23 protein-coding genes and 3 tRNA genes are annotated in these 24,313 nt (G+C 53.6%); 2 read left to right on the forward strand and 24 right to left on the reverse strand.

Annotated elements, in window-relative coordinates; all coding sequences use genetic code 11:
* Positions 1 to 167: 167 nt before the first annotated feature.
* From EF096_RS14580 to uvrB, 23 genes are all read right to left on the reverse strand, one after another.
* A complete protein-coding gene (locus tag EF096_RS14580) occupies positions 168 to 746 on the reverse strand; it encodes a TerD family protein (protein ID WP_123890539.1) in 579 nt (192 codons plus the stop codon).
* A gap of 24 nt (positions 747 to 770) precedes the next feature.
* Positions 771 to 1,346: a TerD family protein gene (locus tag EF096_RS14585; RefSeq protein WP_123890540.1), complete on the reverse strand. Its 576-nt coding sequence runs from the start codon at positions 1,344 to 1,346 to the stop codon at positions 771 to 773.
* A gap of 19 nt (positions 1,347 to 1,365) precedes the next feature.
* Complete coding sequence (locus EF096_RS14590) at positions 1,366 to 2,421, reverse strand: TerC/Alx family metal homeostasis membrane protein (protein ID WP_123890601.1); 1,056 nt, start codon at positions 2,419 to 2,421, stop codon at positions 1,366 to 1,368.
* A 10-nt stretch (positions 2,422 to 2,431) separates the two neighbouring features.
* Positions 2,432 to 2,881, reverse strand: coding sequence for a tellurite resistance TerB family protein (locus EF096_RS14595; protein WP_123890541.1), 450 nt, complete (start codon positions 2,879 to 2,881; stop codon positions 2,432 to 2,434).
* Between the two features lie 47 nt (positions 2,882 to 2,928).
* Complete coding sequence (locus EF096_RS14600) at positions 2,929 to 4,131, reverse strand: TerD family protein (protein WP_123890542.1); 1,203 nt, start codon at positions 4,129 to 4,131, stop codon at positions 2,929 to 2,931.
* Entirely contained in the window at positions 4,131 to 4,739 is a 609-nt protein-coding gene (locus EF096_RS14605) for a TerD family protein (protein ID WP_123890543.1), read from the reverse strand. The genes EF096_RS14600 and EF096_RS14605 overlap by 1 nt, the downstream gene beginning before the upstream one ends.
* 189 nt (positions 4,740 to 4,928) lie before the next feature.
* Positions 4,929 to 5,870, reverse strand: a complete 942-nt coding sequence (locus EF096_RS14610) for an HpcH/HpaI aldolase/citrate lyase family protein (protein ID WP_123890544.1) — start codon at positions 5,868 to 5,870, stop codon at positions 4,929 to 4,931.
* Positions 5,871 to 6,965, reverse strand: a complete 1,095-nt coding sequence (locus EF096_RS14615) for a cysteine protease StiP domain-containing protein (RefSeq protein WP_286972188.1) — start codon at positions 6,963 to 6,965, stop codon at positions 5,871 to 5,873.
* On the reverse strand, positions 6,958 to 7,716 hold the full coding sequence (locus tag EF096_RS14620) for an HAD family hydrolase (RefSeq protein WP_123890545.1): 759 nt from the start codon (positions 7,714 to 7,716) through the stop codon (positions 6,958 to 6,960). Before EF096_RS14620 ends, EF096_RS14615 begins: the two co-directional genes overlap by 8 nt.
* On the reverse strand, positions 7,706 to 8,839 hold the full coding sequence (locus EF096_RS14625; protein WP_123890546.1) for a phosphoribosyltransferase domain-containing protein: 1,134 nt from the start codon (positions 8,837 to 8,839) through the stop codon (positions 7,706 to 7,708). The genes EF096_RS14620 and EF096_RS14625 overlap by 11 nt, the downstream gene beginning before the upstream one ends.
* Positions 8,840 to 8,910: 71 nt before the next feature.
* On the reverse strand, positions 8,911 to 10,047 hold the full coding sequence (locus EF096_RS14630) for a trypsin-like peptidase domain-containing protein (protein ID WP_123890547.1): 1,137 nt from the start codon (positions 10,045 to 10,047) through the stop codon (positions 8,911 to 8,913).
* Positions 10,048 to 10,099: 52 nt separating this feature from the next.
* Positions 10,100 to 11,104: an ATP-grasp domain-containing protein gene (locus EF096_RS14635; RefSeq protein WP_123890548.1), complete on the reverse strand. Its 1,005-nt coding sequence runs from the start codon at positions 11,102 to 11,104 to the stop codon at positions 10,100 to 10,102.
* A gap of 771 nt (positions 11,105 to 11,875) precedes the next feature.
* Positions 11,876 to 11,952: transfer RNA gene (locus EF096_RS14640), tRNA-Pro, on the reverse strand.
* 77 nt (positions 11,953 to 12,029) lie between these two features.
* A complete protein-coding gene (locus EF096_RS14645) occupies positions 12,030 to 12,389 on the reverse strand; it encodes a MerR family transcriptional regulator (RefSeq protein ID WP_123890549.1) in 360 nt (119 codons plus the stop codon).
* Positions 12,370 to 12,672: an integration host factor subunit alpha gene (gene ihfA, locus EF096_RS14650; protein WP_083727852.1), complete on the reverse strand. Its 303-nt coding sequence runs from the start codon at positions 12,670 to 12,672 to the stop codon at positions 12,370 to 12,372. Before ihfA ends, EF096_RS14645 begins: the two co-directional genes overlap by 20 nt.
* Positions 12,673 to 12,675: 3 nt before the next feature.
* Entirely contained in the window at positions 12,676 to 15,057 is a 2,382-nt protein-coding gene (gene pheT, locus EF096_RS14655) for a phenylalanine--tRNA ligase subunit beta (protein ID WP_123890550.1), read from the reverse strand.
* 39 nt (positions 15,058 to 15,096) lie between these two features.
* Entirely contained in the window at positions 15,097 to 16,101 is a 1,005-nt protein-coding gene (pheS, locus tag EF096_RS14660) for a phenylalanine--tRNA ligase subunit alpha (RefSeq protein WP_123890551.1), read from the reverse strand.
* A 105-nt stretch (positions 16,102 to 16,206) separates the two neighbouring features.
* Complete coding sequence (gene rplT / locus EF096_RS14665; RefSeq protein WP_092283773.1) at positions 16,207 to 16,563, reverse strand: 50S ribosomal protein L20; 357 nt, start codon at positions 16,561 to 16,563, stop codon at positions 16,207 to 16,209.
* Positions 16,564 to 16,586: 23 nt separating this feature from the next.
* Entirely contained in the window at positions 16,587 to 16,781 is a 195-nt protein-coding gene (gene rpmI, locus EF096_RS14670) for a 50S ribosomal protein L35 (protein WP_092283775.1), read from the reverse strand.
* 61 nt (positions 16,782 to 16,842) lie between these two features.
* Positions 16,843 to 17,394: a translation initiation factor IF-3 gene (infC, locus tag EF096_RS14675; protein ID WP_177412355.1), complete on the reverse strand. Its 552-nt coding sequence runs from the start codon at positions 17,392 to 17,394 to the stop codon at positions 16,843 to 16,845.
* Positions 17,391 to 19,316, reverse strand: coding sequence for a threonine--tRNA ligase (gene thrS / locus EF096_RS14680; RefSeq protein WP_123890553.1), 1,926 nt, complete (start codon positions 19,314 to 19,316; stop codon positions 17,391 to 17,393). The genes infC and thrS overlap by 4 nt, the downstream gene beginning before the upstream one ends.
* Before the next feature lie 178 nt (positions 19,317 to 19,494).
* Positions 19,495 to 19,571: transfer RNA gene (locus tag EF096_RS14685), tRNA-Val, on the reverse strand.
* Between the two features lie 147 nt (positions 19,572 to 19,718).
* Complete coding sequence (uvrB, locus tag EF096_RS14690) at positions 19,719 to 21,737, reverse strand: excinuclease ABC subunit UvrB (protein WP_123890554.1); 2,019 nt, start codon at positions 21,735 to 21,737, stop codon at positions 19,719 to 19,721.
* Between the two features lie 350 nt (positions 21,738 to 22,087).
* On the opposite strand from uvrB, the gene EF096_RS14695 reads away from it, so the two are divergent.
* The gene (locus EF096_RS14695) at positions 22,088 to 23,290 is read left to right on the forward strand and encodes an amino acid aminotransferase (RefSeq protein ID WP_123890555.1); all 1,203 of its coding nucleotides are present in this window, start codon (positions 22,088 to 22,090) and stop codon (positions 23,288 to 23,290) included.
* An 80-nt stretch (positions 23,291 to 23,370) separates the two neighbouring features.
* Positions 23,371 to 23,446, forward strand: a tRNA-Asn gene (locus EF096_RS14700).
* A gap of 51 nt (positions 23,447 to 23,497) precedes the next feature.
* On the opposite strand, the gene EF096_RS14705 is transcribed toward EF096_RS14700, so the two are convergent.
* The gene (locus EF096_RS14705; RefSeq protein ID WP_123890556.1) at positions 23,498 to 24,280 is read right to left on the reverse strand and encodes an SDR family NAD(P)-dependent oxidoreductase; all 783 of its coding nucleotides are present in this window, start codon (positions 24,278 to 24,280) and stop codon (positions 23,498 to 23,500) included.
* Between the last annotated feature and the right edge of the window lie 33 nt (positions 24,281 to 24,313).

Here is a 24,313-nt window from a genome sequence, read left to right on the forward strand (position 1 = left end):
CTCGGGCTTCCTCCAGATTCGCAGTCACCCGCGACACCCTTGCCTCTGGCTAACACTTCCCCTTGCCGGGCGTGTAGAGGACTTTCACCTCCAAGTGAGTGCGCCCTGCCGGGCGCACCATAAAAAACCCCTGCCAACAGGACAGGGGCTTCTGTTACAGCTGCAGATCAGCCAATGGATACGCCATGAGCTTCAGCTAACGCCTTCAGGCCGCCAGCAAAGCCTTGACCGATAGCCTTGAACTTAAACTCATCACCATGACGATACAGCTCGCCGAACACCATAGCGGTTTCGGTGCTCGCGTCTTCCGACAGGTCGTAACGAGCTATTTCTTTACCGTCAGCTTTGTTAACCACGCGAATAAACGCGTTTGAAACCTGACCGAAGTTCTGCTTACGCGATTCCGCTTCATGGATTGTCACTGCGAAAACAAGCTTTTTAACATCGCCAGCCAGGCCACTCAATTTAACCTCAGCTTGCTCGTCATCGCCCTCGCCCTCGCCAGAGCGGTTATCACCGAGATGCTGAATCGTACCGTCTTTCGACGTTTTATTGTTGTAAAAAATGAACGAAGAGTCATCCAGAACTTTGCCGTTCTCGCCACAGACAAAAATGGACGCGTCGAGATCGAACTCCGCGCCATCGGTAACACGTGGGTCCCAGCCCAGTCCAACAAGCACTTCTGACAGGCCTGGAGCCTCTTTGGTCAAAGAGACGTTGCCGCCCTTACTTAGACTTACCGCCATTGTAAATTTCCTCGTACTAGTAAATTAGATAGAGATTCCGAACTGGTTAGCCATGGCCTTGAGTCCGCCAGAGTAACCTTGGCCCACCGCGCGGAACTTCCACTCGCCGTTGTTGCGGTAAAGCTCGCCAAAAATCATCGCCGTTTCAACGCTGGCATCTTCTGCCAGGTCATAGCGAACGACTTCAGATCCACTGACTTCGTTCACGATACGAATATAAGCATTAGCAACCTGGCCAAAGTTCTGATTGCGGGTCTGGCCTTCGTGAATAGTCACGGAAAAAGCTATTTTGTCGATATCAGCAGGCACGCGAGACAGGTCAACTTTAAGAATTTCATCGTCGCCATCACCTTCGCCCGTGCGGTTGTCACCGGTATGCTCAACGGAGCCATCCGGGCTCTTCAATTGATTATAAAAAATAAAGTCGGCTTCGCTACGGACCTTGCCATTGCTGGCAATGAGGAATGCGCTGGCATCAAGATCGAACTCTGCACCATCAGTTGCGCGAGGATCCCAGCCCAGACCGATCAGGGCCTTCGTCATACCTGGGTCTGTTTTAGAAAGAGACAGATTTCCGCCTTTTTGCAGTGAAAGAGCCATTTCACAAATCCTTTTTAGGTTAAACGTTTTCGTTGGGGTTGGTTTTTACTACATCCACGTCATCTTCTTTTTCTGGGAAGATGATACTAGCTACAATGCCGATGCCCAATACAACCATCACAATAATGAGACTGGTGTTCGGATCAATATCGTAACCGTGATAAAACAAGTGGTTGGTTGCATTCAACGCCAGTTTACCGGCGATGAAAAACAATAAAGCCACAACCGCTTTTTCCAAGTGCACCAAATAGCGTTTCAGCGCTTCAAGAACGAAATACATCGTCCGCAGACCAAGAATCGCGAACATCATGGCCGAATAGACTATTAGTGGCTCCCGGCTAACAGCGATAACTGCAGGCACCGAGTCGAAGGCAAACAAGACGTCTGAGATCTCGACTACGAATACGCAAAGCAAGAGGGGCGTTGCAAACCAAGTCCCCTTTTCAGCCAACGTCATCCCTTTGTTCTCAGGCTTCCTCAGCTCGCCTTCCAGCGTTTCACGGCGAACAAAAAATGCGTGGCCATATAGCTTAGGCCACACTGGAAACAGCTTCTTGCCTAGGCGATAAGCAATGTGCTTGGAGTAATCTTCCTCTTCGTCATCATCACCCCCACCTTTGAGCATCATGACCGCCGTCCAAGCAACGATAGCGGCAAACACTATTTCCACCCAAGGTCCGAACGCCAGTAGACCGGTACCGATAGCTACAAATATCAAACGGAAAACAATCGCACCGATGATGCCCCAGTAAAGAACCCTGTGCCGCAGTGCGTCAGGTATCTTGAACCAAGCAAAAATAGCCATGAATACAAACAGGTTATCGACGCTTAGTACTTTCTCAAGTGCGTAACCGGTAACGAAAAGGCTAGCCACCTCAGGACCATGGTTTACGTACAGAAAGCCTGCGAAGGCCAATGATACAAAAACCCAGAAAAGCGACCAGAGCGACGCATTGAGCAAGGTCACCGGCTTATCTTTCTTGTGCGTAAACAGGTCAAGTGCTAGTGCGAATATCGCCAGACCGGCGAAAATCGCCATAGTCAGCGGCGGAAAGCCGATTGCCGTGTTTTCCAAGGTCATACCCTCACAGGTCAAATTCGCTTGGGTTTAAGGCAAGCTCGTTACAAATTGTACGGCACATGGCTTGTTCACTTTGATCAAAGTCGCCATCTGCAGCGCCTATGGCGCAACAAACGCGCACCAGAAGACGCGCCGCGTCTTGCTTATTGCGGAGCTTGCCAACGGTCCTAAGGGCTTCTGCCTGACCAATAGCCGGGTCAAAGTCAAAATTGCTGCACACATCATTGAATGACTGGATTACATCCTTTGTGTTGAACACCTTCAGTTCTTTCGAATTTTGGATGTAACCAATCATCTTTTGTTTTTCATCGGAGCTGATATTGCCGTCTGCCGCCGCTACTAGAGCGCAACCAGCAACCACGGCTTCCATGAACTCCCGGTTCTTGAATTTAGTCACTTCATTTGCAAGGCGATCACGCGCCTCATTCGCATTCTTCTTTAGCCAATCGAGCATTCGGGTTCACCTTGTGTTTGCGGCATCCTACGGCGCCGCTAAGTTGTTTATTTCGAACCTGCGCGCCAGGACATTCCCCAGTGGTAGGCTTGATCAAGCTTTTCCTGATCTCGGTGGAAATCGACTCTGCGCGTTACATTAACCTCACCACTGATGTTTTCAAGTAGCGCTATACAGCAACATCCGAGCTGGCCGCCCTCCTCGCTAACACGCACTTCGACTGGCGCTTGGTTTGGTGCAAACAGTGTAACAACGCCGTCTGTTGCCGACCAGTTGGGGGCACCGTCGTAGATAAAGGCAAAAACTGCAATGCGCTTGATCTCGCTCCAGCGATCCCCATTGATGTGGAGCCATTCACCATCACTAACAGAGCCGGTTCGGTCATCGCCCATAAGCTGAATGAAAGGTGACTGATCGTATGAGCCGAAGCCTCTGCCAAGCGCCTGAACTACGCCTTTACGACCATCCTGCATCTCAAACAAACAGCCCAAATCAAGGTCCACTGACGACTTCTTACCAAAGCCCAGAAACCCACCGGACTTCTGCTGCTGGTTCCAGTTCAGATTGATTCGAATCTTGCCGTACTGGCCCCCAGCCTTCTTCTCAAGACTGATACTTGAACGTGATTTATCTAGTGTAATCTTGCTCAAGTTAACACTAGACGGAGTTGGGGCAGGCGCTGGAGCGGGCGCAGCAGCTGGTGATCCGGCAGAGGCAGGCTGCGGTTTTGGACTAGACGCCGGCGCAGAAGCAACTTCCACGCCGAAGTGCTTGGCCAACGGTTCTAGCCCTCCCGCAAACCCCTGAGCTACGCAGCGAAACTTCCAGGTACCTTGGCGACGATAGAACTCACCAAGAATTAGCGCTGATTCCTGCATACCTGCTGTAGGAATCGCGGCTTCAATACCACCAGTGACGCTAACTGACAGCTGTGACACAGAAGCGAACGTGGACCTGTTCTCATATATTGTTGCGGTTAGCGCGACTTTTTCCACCGCAGCATCAAGGCGAGCGAGGTCCAACGAGAAAACCGCGCGACCCGCACTCACCTCGGTCATCTGCACCATGCCGTCGCCAATCGTTTTTTGGCCATAGAAGCACATATCTTCATCGCCGCGAACTTTCCCAGAGCTACCAAGCAGAAAGGCGGAGAGGTCAATGTCCTGACCGGAGTCTGGCGTATAGGTAACGGTTACCGAGACCGTTGCATTGTCGACAGGGGCGTTGGCCCCTGGAGTTAAGGTGGTCATCAGCCTAATACTCCTGCAGCCTCGCTAGCTAGGTCACGGGCAGTGCGACCATTGGTTTCTCGGCCAACTGCGGTCATGTCCCAGCCATCAGCTGTGCGCGTTAGGTAGGCCATAATTACGCCTGTGTGGTTCCCTTTTTCAGACAGCGTGAGGCGAGCAATTTCTGAACCTGCTTGCTCGTCTACAATGCGACAGTACGCATTTTCCACTTCATTAAACGTTTGACCGCGGAACGAATTGACCGTAAAGACGAGGTACTTTACTGCTGACGGCAGTTTCAAAAGATCGACAAAAATAGTTTCGTCATCACCGTCTCCCTCGCCGGTCAGGTTGTCACCAGAGTGTGTGATTGACCCGTCTTTCGATTTAAGCTGTGAGAACATAACAACGTCGATTGCTGACTTGTTGCCATCCATCATGATGCATGATGCGTCCAGGTCGATATCATCGCTGTCTGCCCCGCCGCCGAGTAGCCGGCTGAAAAAGCCGCCCGAGGGTTTCGGCTTCTGGGCGGGATCCCAACCTAGCCCCATGCGAATCTTGGTCAGCCCGTTCCCGGTGGTCTTCTCAAGTGAAATAGTTTGGTTTTTAGCTAGTGAAAGCGCCATTTTTACACTCCTTGTCAATTAAATTAACTTCGTTCACTGCACGAGGGTCGCCTTCTGGCGCTCGCCTCGGTACCTAATATCGACTTCACCTAACATAGGTGCAGTCGAACCTGATCTTATCGCCCACTTCCCGCGCCACCATACAGTTAGCAACGAATAAAGCTCATTGCAAAAACTAGGACGAGCTAGTTAGTGCATTAGTTCAGCCAAGCCCAGACCAGTCTCGGTCGCCTCCTGGCGAACGCCATACCACTTAGCCCGTTCCAGTATGTTTTGAGCCCATTTGTAATGAGTAGCAGGTTCGCACATGGCGTCGTTAAACTTGAAAACAGCTGGCGCAGACTCTTCAACTATGCACCTGGCACTGTTGAGGTCATCTATGCGCACTGCTAGTGCACTATGAATTGCCGCGATCTGTGAAGGGTGTATAGCCGTTTTACCAACTAGCCCGTGGGCAATATCAAGCTCGAGCTCCTCGTCTAATAGGGCGGGACTTGAAAGTTGCTCGAAAACAGGCGCGGTAAGAGAGAACCCTGCCGCACCCATAACACCGGCGAGCATCGAAATAACATAGCTCATAGGGCCGCTGTAAAGCGTCTTTGTCCGACTGCGACGTAAACCGAGGCAGCCCATAAGGTCGTTGCCGCCTATGCGCAGCGCAATAATACGCTGATCAAACTCACCCCTGAGTGCTTGGGCAAGCTCTGCCATGGCCGCTGGTTGGAACACGTCGTGGGTTTCCAATGTAGGCATTAAAACGATGCTGGGGTTAGTCACCGCAGACTCCCAGGCTGAGAGGTTGCGCAAAGTCAGTTTGGGGACCACAAATCCATCCACCAAGCCAATCAGTGGCCAGTCGTTCAAAATAGCCGCCATTTTTGAATCTCTGGGCCTGACAAATAGCATCGGCCTCTGCACAGACCGACCGCCTTGTGCATGCATATTTTTGAGCAGCCGCTCCAGGTTGGACAAGGCGAACTGAACGTCATTTGGCGAGACGGCGTCCTCCAAACAAACAACAAGCGAACGCAACTCCGGCAGCCTATCGCCCGATACAACATCCAAGATATCAGGCCGGGTTGCAGGCATATATAGGGTGGCGCCAAGTGCGTATGGCGAGCACAAACTCATCTAGCTGACACTCCTAATTACGGTCATGGCCCGGTAAGGCCCTAAGGAGCCGCCCCACTCCTCCACCTGCACGCCTGCTTTCTCCGCCAGATGTATCAGTAGCTGCACGTCGGCATCGCTCTTGTCGCCTACTAAAACATGATCAGGAACGCGTCTCAATACTGCACGGGTAGCTTCGGCAATACCTGGTTTCAATCGGTTAAGATTAGATATACTAAATCGCTCGGCAATGTGGTGAATAACCTGACGAGAGGCCTCTTGTAGCATCTCACGCTGCGTGTTTGACCAGGGTGTTGCCGGTTCGATCCCGCGAACTGTCAGACGCAAGCAATCAATTTTGTCAACAAACGCCCGAGTGACGTCATGCGCTTGCAAGTGATCATAGACGATACAGCCGTGTAGTCCTCCGCTGGAAGGCCAGATAGAGCGAGAGACCAGACCCGACACCGTCGCCCCGAGAATACCTGATGGAATAACCCAGTCGTCTGCAGACGCTGAGAGCCACGCTCTCCCACAAGGATCAGCAAGTACGACAAGACGCGGGTCCGCAGGAAACCGTGAGTCGCCCTGAAGACTCCGTTTGATCTCCGCTGAGATCGCGCCTTTGCCAGTCCAGCCATCGACGAAAACAATGCTTTCTGCACCATGGTCCTGAATCACCGCCTCCAAGGCATCGCTGTCGATTCCGCGGTCACGAATGATGCTAATACCGTAGTGGTAGGCCTCGCAGCCAAAGCCTACAAGCGCTCTACGCAGTAAAACGCCAAGCGGCAATCCGGCTCGGACAAACGAGACAAGCACTACCGACCTTCCCGTAAATTCAGTGGCCAACGCGAGCGCCAAGGCCTGTACGTCCTGGGCCATACGCTCGCCGTTCTGTAGCATCGCTCGCTCGTATAGCTCCTTGTGCACACGACTGGGAGCGTTCTCTTGACTGATCATCTCTGAATAATGACGCTGCTTACTCTGAATCAAGCGCTCTTTTTCAAGTACCTCAGTCGGCTCAATATCGACTTTGCGCAGCAAAAAGTGAACATCCTGCTTATCGTAACTTCCACTCCCTACGGTCTTCATCACGCTAATAGCACTACCCACCAATAACACTCCTCGCGGCCCTTGCTAGCTGGCTTTTGCCGGGCGTGGCCCAGAAATCACAGTCAGTCATGAATCCCAAGTCTGAAATACTGTCTCCGAAACCGAGGACGAGGCGCTCGCCATTCATTGCGCGGTCGCGGCGCACCCATTCCTGCACAGCAATTCGCTTCTCCAGCCCCACAGGGATGAAGGCAAGATTATTACCGTTCCGGTGAACATACATACCGTCGAGCAGACCCCGCGCCTGAATAACGTCCAGTACTTTAACAAGCACGCTGTCGTCGTTGCCATTGTGTTTAGTCACTACATAATTCTGCAGTCCGGCCTCTTCAACAACCCAGCCGCGCAGCGAGAACCCGAGATCGGAACCCACCGTAAGTGTCGTTTCACTGAGGTCCGCTAGGCGGGTCTGATAACGGGCTAAAGCGCTGGCCATCAAAGAGTGCCAAGCGGCGTCCGAACTCCCATCCGGCTCGAGAATGACACCACCATGGGAGCAGACTGCTCCTAGCGCAAATGGCAACTGAACGCGTTTATAGGCCTCAACGCTACGTGCCGTAACGGGTACCACATCCGCGGTTGCAAAAAGCCATTCGACAAGCGCTTTTTGAATGGGCGACATATAGCCGTTGGGTCGCCCCTCCTGATCTAAAGTGGCAGGGAAACGCGGCGTTCCATCAGGCATTTTGCGGGCTGTTTGAAAAAGCGTATCGTCGAGATCAACGAAAGCCAAAGGACGCTTAGAAAGCATCAACGATCACCTCTGCACTGAGCGTTTGAATGAGCGTCTTATCCACTGCCATGATAGGCGTCTCGCTGCAGATTAGAACACGATCAAACTGGCCTGGGGCGACGTTATAAAGAAAGTTGGGCATACCCAAGCCATAACTATCTGAGAAAGAAATAGCATGCTTTACAGCATGTCCCAAAGCGATAGGTGAGCGAGTAGTGGAGCTAAAATGGACGTCCGCACCGAGACGTTCTAAACGCTCAGCCAACAGAAATGGCCGCCAGACAAACTCGCCGTTGCCCACGACTAGCACACGCTCACCGGGATGAACTAGCACGTCCAGACCCAAGGTATCTTCTACTCCTCGGGTACCAAGCCGCCCCCAATCGAGGTCAGCGTTGATTGGCCAATCGCCGGCCGCAACAGCGCCCACTTTTGGCATCTCTGGTAGCGGAGCGTCCTGTTTATCATGAAACTCGTATGAGCCACTGAGTAGCGAAACTTGTGCTGCAGTAGAGCCCACACTTCTGGTGACCGCACCCGCGGACCAATCGGTTAGTGTTGCAGTAACGACACGCTCAATGGATTTCAGTCCCGCATTAACCAATGAGTCATATAAGTTGATAAACGTTTTTCCGGTAGACGCTTCGTCATCCACCAACACTAACGAACGGGCATTGAGCATCATTTCGCGTGTATCTGCATCTACCGGGAGATGGATCAGGTGCGCGCTGGCGTGACTGTGTTCTTCCTCAAACCGAGCGAAAATTTCTGTGCCAAGAGGATGACGGGTACTAACAATATAAACAGAGTCTGGCCGGCGGCTACTCAATGCCCGGTGCACACCAGCGCCTAGACCAACCGCCGTCTCAGCCATACCCATGACAAGAATGGGGCCCGGCAAATCCTCAGGGATAAGTGAGGCAAGTTTTTCAAAGCTGCCTGACATAGCCGAGGGTCGTGCCGGAATGTGACGGCCAAGCACCTTTGAAACAAAGAGAAAAGCACGCTTTGGATTACGACGCTCAGCAAAGCCGAATAGGGCCTCGGGCTCGACGCTTGCTTTATCAATGTTGACCTCAAGCCGGCCACGCATAAGATCTGCTTGCAGTCGCTGAACATCTGAAGCGGTATTGTTGAACATGTACCTGTATGCCTATTTTCTGAAGCGGGAGGCCTAAGTAGCCTATATAGCTTTTACGTCAGCGAGGTGTGTTAAACAGCACTCGCCTCAATACGCCACAGAGACGCTTGTGCATCCTTGGCTATTTCAGTAGTGGTTCGTTGCTGACTGCTACCCCCCCGCTGCGCGTTGATGCTCGATGCGTCCAAAAACGCCAGTATCAGCGGGGACTTTACGGCGAAGTTCATACTCTGCGCATCTGCCATGGAAGATTTGACAAGCCCCACAACCAATCCCGAGCCATCAAACAAGGGGCTGCCACTGGAGCCAGGTTGGATCGCTGCCGTGAACTGAAGCAGACTGGCGTCGTCACGAATGCCAAAGAGCGCGGAAATCCCGCCTTGAGTAACATGCAGCCCGCGCCCAGCCAAACCAGACAACGGGTAACCGAGAGCGACTACTGTCTCTCCCAGCTCGCACCCTCTTCCTTCACGAAACGTAACAGGAACGAGTGGCTTGGCGCCATCAATCCGCAACAGCGCAATGTCGTTTCGTTCGTCTACAACCACCGGTTCCGCGCGGTATCTTCCCTCGAAAGACGCGATCGATACGCAGCTCATGCCCTCGATGACGTGGGCGCATGTCATTATGTGCGTCGGGCTGACGGCGAAGCCAGTCCCGGTAGCTGTCTCTGATCTTGAGCTCTCCGTCCGCGACGTGCCACGATTAGGATGGCTATCATCAATATCACGGCCCAAGCGCCGACCAAGGGCAGAAAGTCCATACGCTGAGCCTTCAGCTAGCGCCCTAAACTTCCATTCTGAGTTTCGGATGTAGAACTCACCCAAGACCACTGCTGCCTCACCAAAGCCAGCCAGACTATGTTTGTGCTCAATATGATCGTTCACGATCAAACGCACAGAACCGAGTTCGCTAATCGGCCCTGCCGCCGCATATACGTACGCTACGATCAGCACCTTCTCACAGCCTTGAGGGAGACTGCCAAAAGTTACTTTACAGCAAGCCTTTTCAGGGCCGCCGCTCCACTCCATCCACGGCTGTGGTGACTGAAACATTACGGGACTGCCGCAGGGGATGCGCTTGCCATCAACAGGCAAAAGCGCAAGGCCCGCGTAATCACCTAAAAGCGCTCCGCGGTCAGTCTCCATACTCCAACTGAAGTCATCATCACCGATACTGGCGTTTGCACCAGGTGAGAGAAAAATCATCCTTGTAATCTCCACATTAAAATCAACGACAATAGCTCCATGGGTAACACGGCTAACACCTACCGTCGAGAGAAATCGCCACATTAATAGGTTTAACACGAACGCCCATTTTCCATTGCGAAATAGGTTCTGGGAGACTCAGCCTGCGGCTGGCAAAGATGCCAGGCAAATTCACCCCCACTTCTCTGGTGTAACCGATACCACCGGAATAACGCGGATTGATTTCAAGCAGGTGCGGAATGCCTTCGCCGTCATCGCGAGTTTGAACGTTCACCAAACCATCGCACTTGAAATGCGTGGCCGCCCGAATCGCAAGATCTACAGCGCGCCCTTCACGCTCGAAAGTTTGGTAATAGCCTTGCTTACGCCGACCAACATAGGCGATGACATCACCCGCTTCGCATACCATATCAATCGAACACTCGCTGCCAGACAGGTACGGCATTAGCAAAAGAGGCGTTGGGGTTTTTGCCTGCGCATAGGTATCCGCGAATACTCGCAAGTTTGCTTCACATGCGCTGGCATTCGCAAAACAACGAAACGGATCAGTGTTTTCACTGAGCCTCCAAAAACCCTGCCCATAAACCCCTGCCACTGGCTTGACGCAAACCGGCCCCTGCAACACCAGATCATGGTAGACAGCCACCAACTGCTCGGAGCTCGTGACAGGGACGCCGGGAATACAATTCAAGCCACCAGCCAGCGCGGCGGCAGTAAACCGTCCTTTGTCTTCGACAATCTGAAGCCCTTCCAAGGAAATGCAGCCAGTCACCAGCCTGATGCCATTCGCTTCAAATCGCCCACGATGGGCTTCATAAAGTTGTCCAAATTTACCCGCTAATACTACTTCAATGCTGTTACTTAGGGCCTTGTCGATCACCCAATCTACTCTCACCGTATTGTCACTTGGCTCAGTCCAAGCAACATCAGCAAGCCCTGTAATCTCTGGGCGTTGCTCACGGTGAGAGGCGAAAATCTGAACTGACGGCGGTAGCGCATCTCGCGCGCCAGCGATCACGTCACGCTGGCTAGAATGTCCCTCAAGGACTAAAAGCATGCCTACCTTCCTGACAAATTGTTAACGCTAACGCACGTCGCAGACGAGATATTAGTGGCTCAATAGAAGCCTCGCACGATGCCGACCGGAACCGCCTAATTGAGCATAATGCGCCTTGATTACTTGCGTAAAATACTGGTGCGAGATTACTCCTTTTCATCGCCAACTACGGTGAACCAAGTCGATTTATATTGATTTTTTTCAACAATCTTTACCCCCATCGGAAGCAGACTGTAATCAATCAAGATCTCAAGCTAAGTGTGAGACGCCCATCAATGGCGCCAATGCTGTCATCACAACTTTCGGCGCGTTTAGCAGACGTCACCCTCTAGCAGGCTAACGCACCAAAGCCAACCTAATGAAGACCGGAGACGTTATCCAACCGTGGAACCAGCACTGCACACCCGAATTTAGGCGTCTATTATTTCAGTACTCAAACATGGACGATAAAATAAATAGCTAAAGACGGGAATGAACCAACTGGCACTTATCGGAATTTAAAGCCCCAAGCGAGTAACGAGGAGGTACGCTTGAATACTTAGAGGAAAGCAATCGGCTTCACCTCCATCCACACACGCAAAATTTCTTTAGCTCTCAGACATGAGCCGCAGTCGTCACGGAGAACACCGCCAACGAAGCATTTTTTTGCGGGCTGGTTCGGCCTCCGATATGCCTTTCGCCGACAAAACCCGTTAGATTTACGCGCATTTTGCGTACTCCAGACACAAAAAAAGGATCAGGCCGCTAAGTGCTTGATCCTTCTATTGAATTTGGTCGGGACGGAGTGATTCGAACACTCGACCCCTTGCACCCCATGCAAGTGCGCTACCAGGCTGCGCTACGCCCCGACGATGCTTCGATTTGTCTGTCGAAGCGGGTCGCATGATACATTAACTATCTGAAATGCGAAAGTTTTTTTTCGATATCAGCGCACGCGCAACACACTCAGAACTTCTTCCAACTCGGCAATAGTCTGACGGATCAGCTGCTTGTACTGAGTTACATCGTCCTTCGCTTCATCACCGGATAAACGCTGACGCGCACCGCCGATGGTAAAGCCTTGATCGTAAAGCAACCCGCGGATCTGACGAATCATCAGCACATCCTGACGCTGATAATAACGACGATTCCCACGACGCTTCACCGGTGAAAGTTGCGGAAATTCCTGCTCCCAATAACGCAGAACATGAGGTTTTACTGCACAAAGCTCGCTGACTTCACCAATGGTGAAATAGCGTTTGCCGGGAATCGCCGGCAGTTCGTCGTTATGGCTGGGTTCCAGCATAGGCTTCTACTCTTGCCTTGAGTTTTTGTCCCGGGCGAAAAGTCACTACCCGCCTGGCGGTAATAGGGATCTCTTCACCCGTCTTGGGATTGCGTCCGGGACGCTGACGTTTGTCACGCAGATCAAAATTGCCAAATCCGGACAATTTGACCTGCTCATTGGTCTCCAATGCATTACGAATTTCTTCGAAAAACAATTCAACCAGCTCTTTGGCTTCGCGCTTATTAAACCCTAGCTCTTCATAGAGCCGCTCAGCCATTTCCGCTTTCGTCAGAGCCCCCATAGGCTATTTCCTTAGTGTGGCATTGAACCCTTGCTCCAAGGACTGCAGCACTCTGTCCATGACAGCATTCACCTCTTCATCCGTTAGAGTGCGCGAGGAATTCTGCAAGGTCAAGCCGATAGCCATGCTTTTTCTATGCGGATCAATACCTTTGCCCTCATAAACATCAAACAACCTGAGGTTTTTCAAGTGCTCGCCCGCTTCGCGTCGAATACAAGACAACAAATCTTCGGCCAGCACAGTGCGGTCTACTACTAGCGCTATGTCTCTTCTGACCTCAGGGAAGCGCGACAATTCGCTGAATCGCGGCAATTTGCCTTGGCAAATCTTTGCCAATGCCAACTCGAACACAAAAACCGGCCCATTCAGATCAAGATCAGCGGCCAGCTTGGGATGCAGCGCACCCAACAAGCCAACTTGTTCACCATTGCGCTGGATACTGGCGCTCTGGCCAGGATGCAAGGCCGGATGCTCGACGGGAATAAAGGTGTAGGCGTCTGCTGCCCCACCATTGCCCAGGATTGCTTCAACATCAGCTTTAACATCAAAGAAGTCGAGCTTATCAGCACCATTGGCCCAGCCTTCCGGCAAGCGTGTGGCGCAGGCGATACCAGATAGCATGCGCTCTTGCAGCAACTCACCATCGGCTTGTGGCACAAAGCGCAAACCGCTTTCAAACAAGCGAACGCGACCTTGCTGGCGGTTCTGGTTATATTGCAGCGCTTTGCTCAAGCCCGGCCACAGCGACGGACGCATAACCGCCATATCGGTAGAGATCGGATTGGCCAGCGCCAAGGGTTCGATTTCCGGCTCAAACTGCTTGCTCAGGCCCGGCTCGATGAAGCTGTAAGTAATGGCTTCGTGGTAACCACGGGCAACCAGCAGACGGCGCAGCGTTGGCAGTTCGCCAAGGGTTTCTGGCTTGGCCGTCAGGTTGAGTGCTGCGGTAGGTGCAGTTGCCGGTAGGCGGTTATAGCCATACAAGCGCGCCAACTCTTCGATCAGGTCCACTTCGATGCTGATATCAAAGCGGTGACTAGGCACATCTACCTGCCATTGACCTTCACCTTGTGCGGTAACAGTCAGGCCCAGGCCTGTCAAATAGCCAACTACATCAGTGTGGCTCATTTGCATGCCGAGCATCTGATTGATGCGCTCGCCGCGCAGGATGATCTGCTTCAGTGTCGGCAGCTCGCCCTGCTCTACCGCCTCAATCACCTGGCCCGGCTCACCGCCAACGATCTGGAGAATAAGCGCAGTAGCACGCTCCATGGCCTCGCGCTGCAGCTGCCAATCCACGCCGCGCTCGAAGCGGTGCGAAGAGTCGGTATGCAGGCTGTAGCCACGCGCTTTACCAGCAATGGCAATAGTGTCGAAGAAGGCACTTTCCAGAAACAGATCCTGTGTACCTGTGCTTACGCCACTGTGTTCGCCGCCCATGATACCGGCCATAGCCAGAGGACGTTCGTGGTCAGCGATTACCAGGGTATCAGCGCGCAGGGTGATTTCCTGGCCATCGAGCAGCACCAGCTTCTCGCCCTCTTCGGCCAATCGCACGCGAATGCCGCCCTTGATCTCGGCGAGATCGAAGGCATGCAGCGGCTGACCCAGCTCAAGCATGACATAGTTGGTGATATCCACCACGGCGTCGATACTGCGAATATCGCTGCGACGCAGACGCTCGACCATCCACAGCGGAGTCGGTCGGGACAGGTCGACATTGCGGATCACGCGACCCAGGTAGCGTGGGCAGGCCTGCGGCGCCAACAGCTCGACCGGGCGCACGTCATCGTGCGTTGCGGCGACAGCGTCAACCTGCACGCGTGTCACTGCAGCGCCATAGTTAGCACCCACTTCCCGGGCCAGGCCGGCAATCGACAGGCAGTCACCACGGTTTGGCGTCAGATCGACCTCAATGATCGCATCGTCCAGCCCGAGGTATTCACGCACATCCTGACCAGCAGGCGCGTCTGACGGCAGTTCGTACAGACCGTCGTGATCTTCGGACAGCTTCAGTTCGGCAGCAGAACACAGCATGCCGAAGGATTCGACGCCACGCAGCTTGGCTTTCTTGATCTTGAAGTCATCGCCCAGGACGGCACCGACCATGGCGAAGGGTATTTTGATACCCACGCGCGCGTTCGGGGCACCACAGACTACCTGGAACTGCTCGCTGCCGTTACTAACTTGGCAAACACGCAATTTGTCGGCATCCGGGTGTTGCTCGGCACTGACAATCTCACCAACTACCACGCCGCTGAACGCGCCAGCGGCTGGGGTGACGCTGTCTACTTCGAGTCCGGTCATGGACAGGCGCGCTACCAGCTCGTCACGGGAGACGGCGGGGTTAACCCAGGTGCGCAGCCACTGTTCACTGAATTTCATTATTGATTCCTGCTTTCAAAAGGGTTGCGGGTGCGGCGCTCAGCGAAACTGCTCAAGAAAACGCAGATCGTTATCGAAGAAAATGCGCAAATCGCCCACGCCGTAACGCAGCATGGTCAGGCGCTCTACGCCCATACCAAAAGCAAACCCCTGGTATTTTTCCGGGTCGATGCCCGACATACGCAACACATCGGGATGCACCATGCCGCAACCCAGTACTTCAAGCCAATCGGCCTTCTCTTCACCGTTCTTGACTACGGTGCGGCGGATATCCACTTCGGCAGAAGGCTCGGTGAAGGGAAAGAACGAAGGACGGAAACGCACTTCCAGATCTGCCTCGAAGAATTCGCGCAGGAACTGCTCGATGGTCCCCTTCAGATCGGCAAAGCTCACACCCTCGTCAATCAGCAAGCCTTCAACCTGATGAAACATTGGGGAGTGAGTCTGATCAGAATCACAGCGGTAGACACGACCCGGACAAATGATCCGAATCGGCGGCTGCGTGGCCTCCATGGTGCGCACCTGAACCGGTGAAGTATGAGTCCGCAACAGGGTATTGGCATTAAAATAGAAGGTGTCATGCATTGCCCGCGCCGGGTGGTGGCCGGGAATGTTGAGCGCTTCAAAGTTATGGTAGTCGTCCTCTACTTCAGGACCTTCCTCGACGGTATAACCGACGTGGGCAAAAATCTGTTCTATGCGCTCCATGGTGCGCGTGACCGGATGCAGGCCACCGCTTAGCTGGCCGCGACCAGGCAGCGTCACATCAACACGCTCAGCAGCCAACTTGGCGTTCAGCGCTGACGCTTCCATCTCGTTCTTGCGTGCATTAAGCACACTGGATACGCGCTCTTTGGCTTCATTGACCATGGCGCCTACTTTGGGTCGATCTTCGGCCGGGATATTGCCCAGGGTTTTCATCACCTGAGTCAGCTCGCCCTTCTTGCCTAGGTACTGCACGCGGATCTGCTCCAGCGCATTGACATCAGCTGCCTGCTCGATAGCGTCAAGGGCTTGGGAGACCAGGGCGTCAAGGTTTTCCATTTACAAACTCCAGAAACAAAAATAGGGAAAGAGCGTTGAGGCTCTTCCCCTATCATTGACGTTGCCAACCACGCCTTGCAGCGCGGTGATTGTCGTAACGAGGGCTTAAGCCAGGCTAGCCTTTGCTTTTTCGACAATCGCGGTAAACGCCGCTTTTTCGTTCACAGCCAGATCAGCCAGAACCTTGCGATCGATCTCGATGGACGACTTTTTCAAGCCAGCAATCAGACGGCTGTAAGACATGCCGTTCTGACGAGCGCCAGCGTTGATACGAGCAATCCACAGCGCGCGGAACTGACGCTTACGCTGCTTGCGGTCACGATACGCATACTGACCAGCTTTGATAACGGCCTGTTTGGCAACGCGGAATACGCGTGAACGCGCACCGTAGTAGCCTTTAGCCAGTTTGAGAACTTTCTTGTGACGCTTACGCGCCATTACACCACGCTTAACACGAGCCATTCTTTATATCCTCGACCTTAGACTTAACGGAGACGCAACATGCGTTCGACTTTCTGGACATCGGCAGCATTAAGCTGCTGAGTGCCACGCAGTTGACGCTTACGCTTAGTGCTCATCTTGGTCAGGATGTGGCTCTTGAAAGCATGCTTGTGCTTAATGCCGTTCCCGGTTTTCTTGAAGCGCTTGGCTGCTGCGCTTTTGGTTTTCATCTTTGCCATGTTCAGTTACTCCACAGTGAAGTGCATCAGATAATCGCAAGGCCTGGCGTTGCCCTGGAGATTACTTTTTCTTTTTGGGGGCGAGGACCATCATCAGCTGACGACCTTCCATTTTCGGGTGCTGTTCGACAGTGCCGTATTCAAGCAGGTCAGCTTCGACCCGTTTCAACAACTCCATCCCCAGCTCCTGATGTGCCATCTCGCGGCCACGGAATCGCAAGGATACCTTGGCCTTGTCCCCGTCAGACAAGAAACGAATAAGGTTGCGAAGCTTGACCTTATAGTCTCCATCTTCCGTCCCTGGACGAAACTTGATTTCTTTAACTTGAATCTGTTTTTGATTCTTCCGAGCAGCAGCCTGCTGTTTCTTCTTTTCGAAGATACTCTTGCCGTAGTCCATAACGCGACATACCGGCGGCTCTGCATCAGGGGAGATTTCAACCAGGTCTAGCTTGGCCTCCTCAGCGTTAGCCAATGCTTCCTGAATGGACACGATACCGATTTGTTCACCATCGGCGCCAATCAGGCGCACTTCGCGCGCCGTGATATTTTCATTGATCGGCGGGCGTTGTGCGGCTCTTTTGTCTTGTCTCATCTCGCGTTTAATCGTTATAACTCCGAATTCGGGCGGCCTCTTAATGATACTGAGCGGGACAGGAATTCAGAAAACTCGGTTACAGTCATTGAACCCAGATCTTTACCCTCCCGCGTACGCACGGCCACTGTGTGCGATTCAACTTCTCTATCACCAATTACCAGGAGATAGGGGGTCTTTTGCAAAGTATGCTCACGGATTTTAAAGCCGATCTTCTCGTTTCTCAAGTCCGCAACAGCGCGATAACCCATTTCATTTAGGGTTTTCTCTACTTTTGCACAATATTCCGCCTGATTATCGGTGATATTGAGGACTGCCGCCTGGGTAGGCGCCAACCAAGCCGGGAAGTCGCCGGCGTAATGTTCGATCAGAATTCCGATGAATCGTTCAAATGATCCTAAAATTGCGCGGTGCAGCATGACCGGCGTTTTGCGTGCGCCGTCTTCTGCTACGTACTGCGCGCCAAGGCGGCCCGGCAGCATAAAGTCCAACTGCAGAGTGCCACATTGCCATACCCGGCCAATGCAGTCGCGCAGGGAGAATTCGATCTTCGGTCCATAAAAGGCGCCCTCGCCCGGCTGCAGCTCCCAATCCAGGCCAGCCTCATTAAGAGCGGCTTCGAGCCCCTGCTCGGCCTGATCCCAGAGTGCGTCGTCGCCAACGCGACTTTCCGGACGAGTGGACAGCTTCAGCTCGACATCATCGAAGCCGAAGTCCTTATAAACCTGCAAAGTAAGCGCAATAAACTCAGCCGCTTCCTTCTTGACCTGCTCATCGGTACAGAAGATGTGCGCGTCATCCTGGGTAAACCCACGTACACGCATCAAACCGTGAAGCGAACCGGAAGGCTCATTACGGTGACAAGAGCCAAATTCCGCAAGGCGCAGCGGCAATTCGCGGTAGCTCTTCAAGCCCTGGTTGAACACCTGAATATGACAGGGGCAGTTCATTGGCTTGATGGCGTAGTCGCGGCTTTCCGAATGCGTGGTAAACATCGCTTCGGAATAGTGCTCCCAGTGACCTGAGCGCTCCCACAACACGCGGTCGACTACCTGTGGTGTCTTGATCTCTTTATAGCCGCCATCGCGCTGAACCTGGCGCATGTATTGCTCAAGCACCTGATAGACAGACCAGCCGTGTGGGTGCCAGAACACCATGCCCGGCGCTTCTTCCTGCATGTGAAACAGATCAAGACGCTTACCGATCTTGCGATGGTCACGCTTCTCGGCCTCTTCCATGCGCTGAATATAAGCAGCCAGTTGTTTCTTATCTGCCCAGGCAGTGCCATAGATGCGCTGCAACTGCTCGTTCTTGGCATCGCCGCGCCAGTAGGCGCCGGAAATACGCGTCAGCTTGAACGCCTTCAGGAAACGAGTGTTCGGCACGTGCGGACCACGGCACATGTCGACATATTCTTCGTGGTAGTACAGGCCCATGGCTTTTTCATCGGGCATGTCTTCGACCAGCCGCAGCTTGTACTCTTCGCCACGCTCTGCGAACACCTTGATCACATCGTCACGTGGAGTCACTTTCTTGATTACGTCGTAATCAGTCGCGATCAGTTCGCGCATGCGCGCTTCAATGGCCGCCATGTCTTCGGGCGTAAAGGGACGCTCGTAGGCAATGTCGTAATAGAAGCCTTCATCGATTACCGGACCAATCACCATCTTGGCGGTCGGGTACAGCTGCTTGACGGCATGACCGATCAGGTGCGCGCAGGAGTGGCGGATTATTTCCAACCCCTCTTCATCCTTTGCGGTAATGATCTGCAACGTTGCGTCTTGCTCGATCAGATCACAAGCATCAACCAGTCTGCCGTCAACTTTGCCGGCAATGGTGGCTTTGGCCAGACCAGCACCAATAGATTGGGCTACATCAGCAACGGAAACAGAGTGATCAAAGGGACGCTGACTGCCGTCAGGGAGGGTAATAATGGGCATGTGTCGCTCCTGCTCAGTGGTGACCCCTACGCAAGGCCACATGATGAAAAATCCATTCGGACTGCTCGCTACAGTTCGTACCGACTCACGATCGTCGGCAGCCCTCATCAGGCTACTGCAGAAGCGCTCCAAACGGCGTAAAAACAAAAAACCCGGTCACAAGGACCGGGTTTAAATTTGGTAGGCACGATTGGATTCGAACCAACGACCCCCACCATGTCAAGGTGGTGCTCTAACCAACTGAGCTACGTGCCTGCAATGGCCGCGAACTTTACGCAGCAACCGGAACCCTGTCAAGCATAAGTGACTGAAAAATACGATTAAACCCGACTTTGTACAATAAACAATCAAGTTACCGCACTTAACCCTTCAGCCGCCTACTTCTCTTTCTAACCGTTTGGCTCAACCCAACCGGACCAGCTGATCACGTAGCTGCTGAATCTCATCCCGCAATTGGCCTGCAGACTCGAATTCTAGATCGCGGGCATATTGATACATCTTCTCTTCCAGGTGCTTGATCCGCTTGCCAATCTCCGCCGGCGTGCGCAACTCACTGGCTTTGTAGTCGGCAGCGTCTTCAGCCGCTTTCAGCTTTTTGCGACGATTCGATCGACTACCGGGCACCACAGCACCTTCAAGGATATCCGCAACACTCTTGGTTACACCCCTGGGCGTGATGCCATGTTCCTTATTAAAGGCGATCTGCTTTTCGCGGCGGCGATCGGTTTCGCCAATAGCTCGCTCCATTGAGCCCGTCATGCGATCAGCATAAAGGATGGCCTTGCCGTTCAGGTTACGCGCAGCGCGACCGATGGTCTGAATCAATGAGCGCTCAGAACGCAAAAAGCCCTCTTTATCAGCATCCAGAATTGCCACGAGAGAAACCTCAGGCATATCAAGACCTTCACGCAACAAGTTAATGCCAACCAACACATCAAAAGTACCAATCCTGAGGTCGCGAATGATCTCTACCCGCTCCACCGTATCGATATCGGAATGCAGGTAACGTACTCGGACGCCGTGATCAGCCATGTAATCGGTCAGATCCTCGGCCATGCGCTTGGTCAGCACCGTAACCAATACCCGGTCACCCTGCTCTACCCGCAGACTGATCTCAGACAGCAGGTCGTCGACCTGAGTGGTTGCCGGCCGAACCTCAATCACTGGATCAACCAGGCCCGTGGGGCGCACCACCTGCTCGACCACGCGACCCGCATGATCTGCCTCGTAGGGCCCAGGCGTAGCAGACACGAAGATGGCCTGCGGCGATATCGCCTCCCACTCGTCAAAACGCATAGGACGGTTATCCAGTGCCGACGGCAGGCGAAAACCATAATTGACCAGGGTTTCCTTGCGCGAGCGATCGCCTTTGTACATAGCGCCGACCTGCGGCACCGACACGTGCGACTCATCGATGATCAACAAGGCGTTCTCGGGCAAGTAGTCAAACAGCGTCGGCGGCGCGCCGCCCTGCTCTCTACCCGACAAATAGCGCGAGTAGTTTTCAATGCCGTTGCAGTAGCCAAGCTCCATGATCATCTCGAGATCAAAGCGCGTGCGCTGCTCAAGGCGCTGCATTTCCACCAGCTTATTCTCCGCCTTGAGCACCTCAAGGCGCTCAGCCAGCTCGACCTTGATCTTCTCTACGGCTTCAAGCAATGTCTCACGTGGCGTCACATAATGGCTTTTAGGATAGACAGTTACGCGCGGAACCTTACGTAAAACCTCACCTGTCAACGGATCAAAGAAACTGATGGTTTCCACGATATCGTCAAACAGCTCAATGCGGATGGCCTCCAAATCCGACTCAGCGGGAAACACATCAATCACATCGCCCCGCACCCGATAGTTGGCGCGCGCCAACTCCATGTCGTTACGGGTGTACTGCAACTCGGCCAACCGACGCAGCAAGGTACGCTGATCCAGGTGATCGCCACGGTCCACATGCAACACCATGCGCAAGTAGGATTTGGGATCGCCCAGACCGTAAATCGCCGAGACGGTCGCGACTATGATGGCGTCGGGACGCTCCAACAAAGCCTTGGTGGCCGACAAGCGCATCTGCTCGATATGATCATTAACCGAGGCGTCTTTCTCAATAAAGGTATCTGAGGAAGGCACATAGGCTTCAGGCTGGTAGTAGTCGTAGTAGGAAACGAAGTACTCAACCGCGTTGTGCGGGAAGAACTCGCGAAATTCACCATAAAGCTGCGCTGCCAGGGTCTTGTTAGGCGCCATGATAATTGTAGGGCGCTGCATCTGCTGGATAACATTGGCAATGGTGAAGGTCTTGCCGGAACCGGTTACCCCCAGTAGCGTTTGATGTGAAAGCCCTGCCTCGAGCCCCTCCACCAACTGCTTGATAGCGGTAGGTTGATCACCGGCTGGCTCGAACCGGGTTTGCAGATTGAATTCAGTCATCGACGGACGTACTCCGTGGTTCTGCGACAAACCCCCATCATAACGCACAAGACGCCCTGTCCGCCTGCAGCAACGTTAACAGGCCGATTAACTCGCAACCTCGCTTGGAAACCCGATTGGAGTTCTGCAATCACTTCTCTATAATGAACGGCCGCTCGCTTGCTGCTGAAAAGCACTGGCGAGACAGCCAAGACCAGGCAAAAATTGCCGAACAAGCAAAGTTTACGTAGTGTAAATACGCATTGTTTGGCGACTTTTAACGCCGCCTTGGCAACGCAGCCACGTTTCACTAGTCTGCGCAAGGCATAGCCCGACACCTTCCATTCACCTGTATCGAGTTAGCCCATATCATGAGTGTGTTTTCCCCGGTTGAACTGGCCCCGCGTGATCCCATCCTTGGTTTGAATGAAGCCTTTGGCGCTGATACCCGTGCTGACAAGGTCAATCTTGGGGTCGGGGTTTACTGCAATGAGAATGGCAAGGTGCCGCTACTGCGCGCCGTGCAGCAAGCCGAAGAAGCGCGTGTTGCCGAACATGCTGCCCGAGCCTATCTGCCCATCGATGGCCTTGCTTCCTACGATCTGGCTGTGCAGAAGCTGCTGTTTGGTAGTGACGCTGCGCTACTGGAGTCCGGCCGCCTGATCACCGCCCAATCCCTCGGCGGCACTGGCGCGCTGAAGCTGGGTGCCGATTTTCTCTACCGTCAGACCAACAAGCGCATGGTTGCCATCAGCAACCCAAGCTGGGAAAACCACCGCTCACTGTTTGAGGCAGCGGGCTACGAGGTAGTCGACTACCCCTACTACGATCCAGCCACCCACGGCCTGGACCTCGACGGCATGCTGGCTGGCCTGGAAGCCCTACCGGAAGGTACCGTCGTTGTACTGCATGCCTGCTGCCACAACCCTACCGGGGTAGACCTGGGACTGGCCGACTGGGCCAAGGTGATCGATGTAGTCTCTCGCCGTAAGCACGTGCCGTTCCTGGATATCGCCTATCAGGGTTTTGGCGAAAACCTGGAAGATGATGCGTTTGCGGTACGCCTGTTTGCTGAATCGGGTCTGGCGTTCCTGGTTGCCAGCTCCTTCTCCAAGTCGTTCTCGCTCTACGGCGAACGCGTGGGCGCACTCACACTGGTGACCGCCGATCAGACAGAGACCGCACCGGTACTTTCGCAACTCAAGCGCGTGATCCGCACCAACTACTCCAACCCGCCGACCCATGGCGCCAAGGTCGTTGCAGCTGTTCTTAATTCACCTGAGCTATATCAGCTATGGGAAGAAGAGCTGGCAGAGATGCGCGACCGCATTCGCGACATGCGCAGCGCCTTGGTCGCCAAGCTACAAGCCGCTGGCGTACAGACCGATGTCAGCTTCATCCAACATCAGCGCGGCATGTTTTCCTACTCGGGCCTGACTAAAGAACAGGTTGCTCGCCTGGCTGATGAGTTTGGCATCTACGCCGTGGGCAGTGGGCGCATCTGCGTCGCCGCGTTGAATACCAGCAACATTGATGCGGTAGCCAATGCCATGGCCGCCGTGCTCAAGGGCTGATCACAACGCTAAAGTGCATCACAATAAGGCTTCAAGACGTTGACTTTAATCACTATTTTGATAAAGTGCGCAGCGTCCGATCCGCGATAGCTCAGTTGGTAGAGCAAATGACTGTTAATCATTGGGTCCCAGGTTCGAGTCCTGGTCGCGGAGCCAAATTGAAAAAACCCGGTTAATCCGGGTTTTTTAATGTCTGCTATTTATGCCTTATGCGGTCTGTTCTTGCTCAACCGCGTCGCGGTGAATAGCGTAAGGCCCCCAGGCTTGTCGCACCGGCACGATTTCCAGACGGTTGATGTTCATGTGGGCTGGTAAGGCGGCGATATAAGCCACCTGCTCTGCTACATCATCCGCTGACAGTGGCACGGTATCGCGGTAGACCGCATCGGCTGCGCTCTCGTTACCCGCGTTGCGCACCAGACTGAACTCGGTTTCGGCAATGCCCGGCGACAGGTCTGTCACTCGCACGCCGGTACCTTGCAGGTCGCAGCGCAGGTTAAAGGAAAACTGCTGAACGAAGGCTTTACTGGCACCGTAAACATGGCTGCCCGGATAAGGGTTGCCGGATGCCGTTGAACCAATATTGATCACACTGGCCCCCGCCCCCCAGGCAATCAATCGCGGCAGCACCGCGTGAGTAACATTGACCAAGCCAGTAATATTGGTATCGATCATGGTATGCCAGTCACTCAAGTCCGCCTGCTGAGCCGGGCCCGGCGCTAGCGCCAAACCGGCATTGTTGACCAGCAGCTGAATATCCGCGAAAGCGGCCGGCAATTCGTCGATGGCTCGTGATACCGCCAGTGCGTCTCGCACGTCCATTTGTAACGCCAGAACCGGCGTGCTGGGCGATAACTCGGCGGCCAGCTTGTCCAACCGTTCCTGACGGCGGCCGCAAATAATCAGTGGCCAGCCCTGCGACGCCAACTGTCGTGCACTGGCAGCGCCGAAACCGGAGGTTGCGCCCGTAATCAAAGCTACACCTTGCATGCAAATATCCTGTTTTCAGTAAGTAGCGGATGC

Origin of the sequence: Pseudomonas neustonica, from assembly GCF_003797945.1 — a bacterium.
GTDB lineage: Bacteria > Pseudomonadota > Gammaproteobacteria > Pseudomonadales > Pseudomonadaceae > Halopseudomonas > Halopseudomonas neustonica.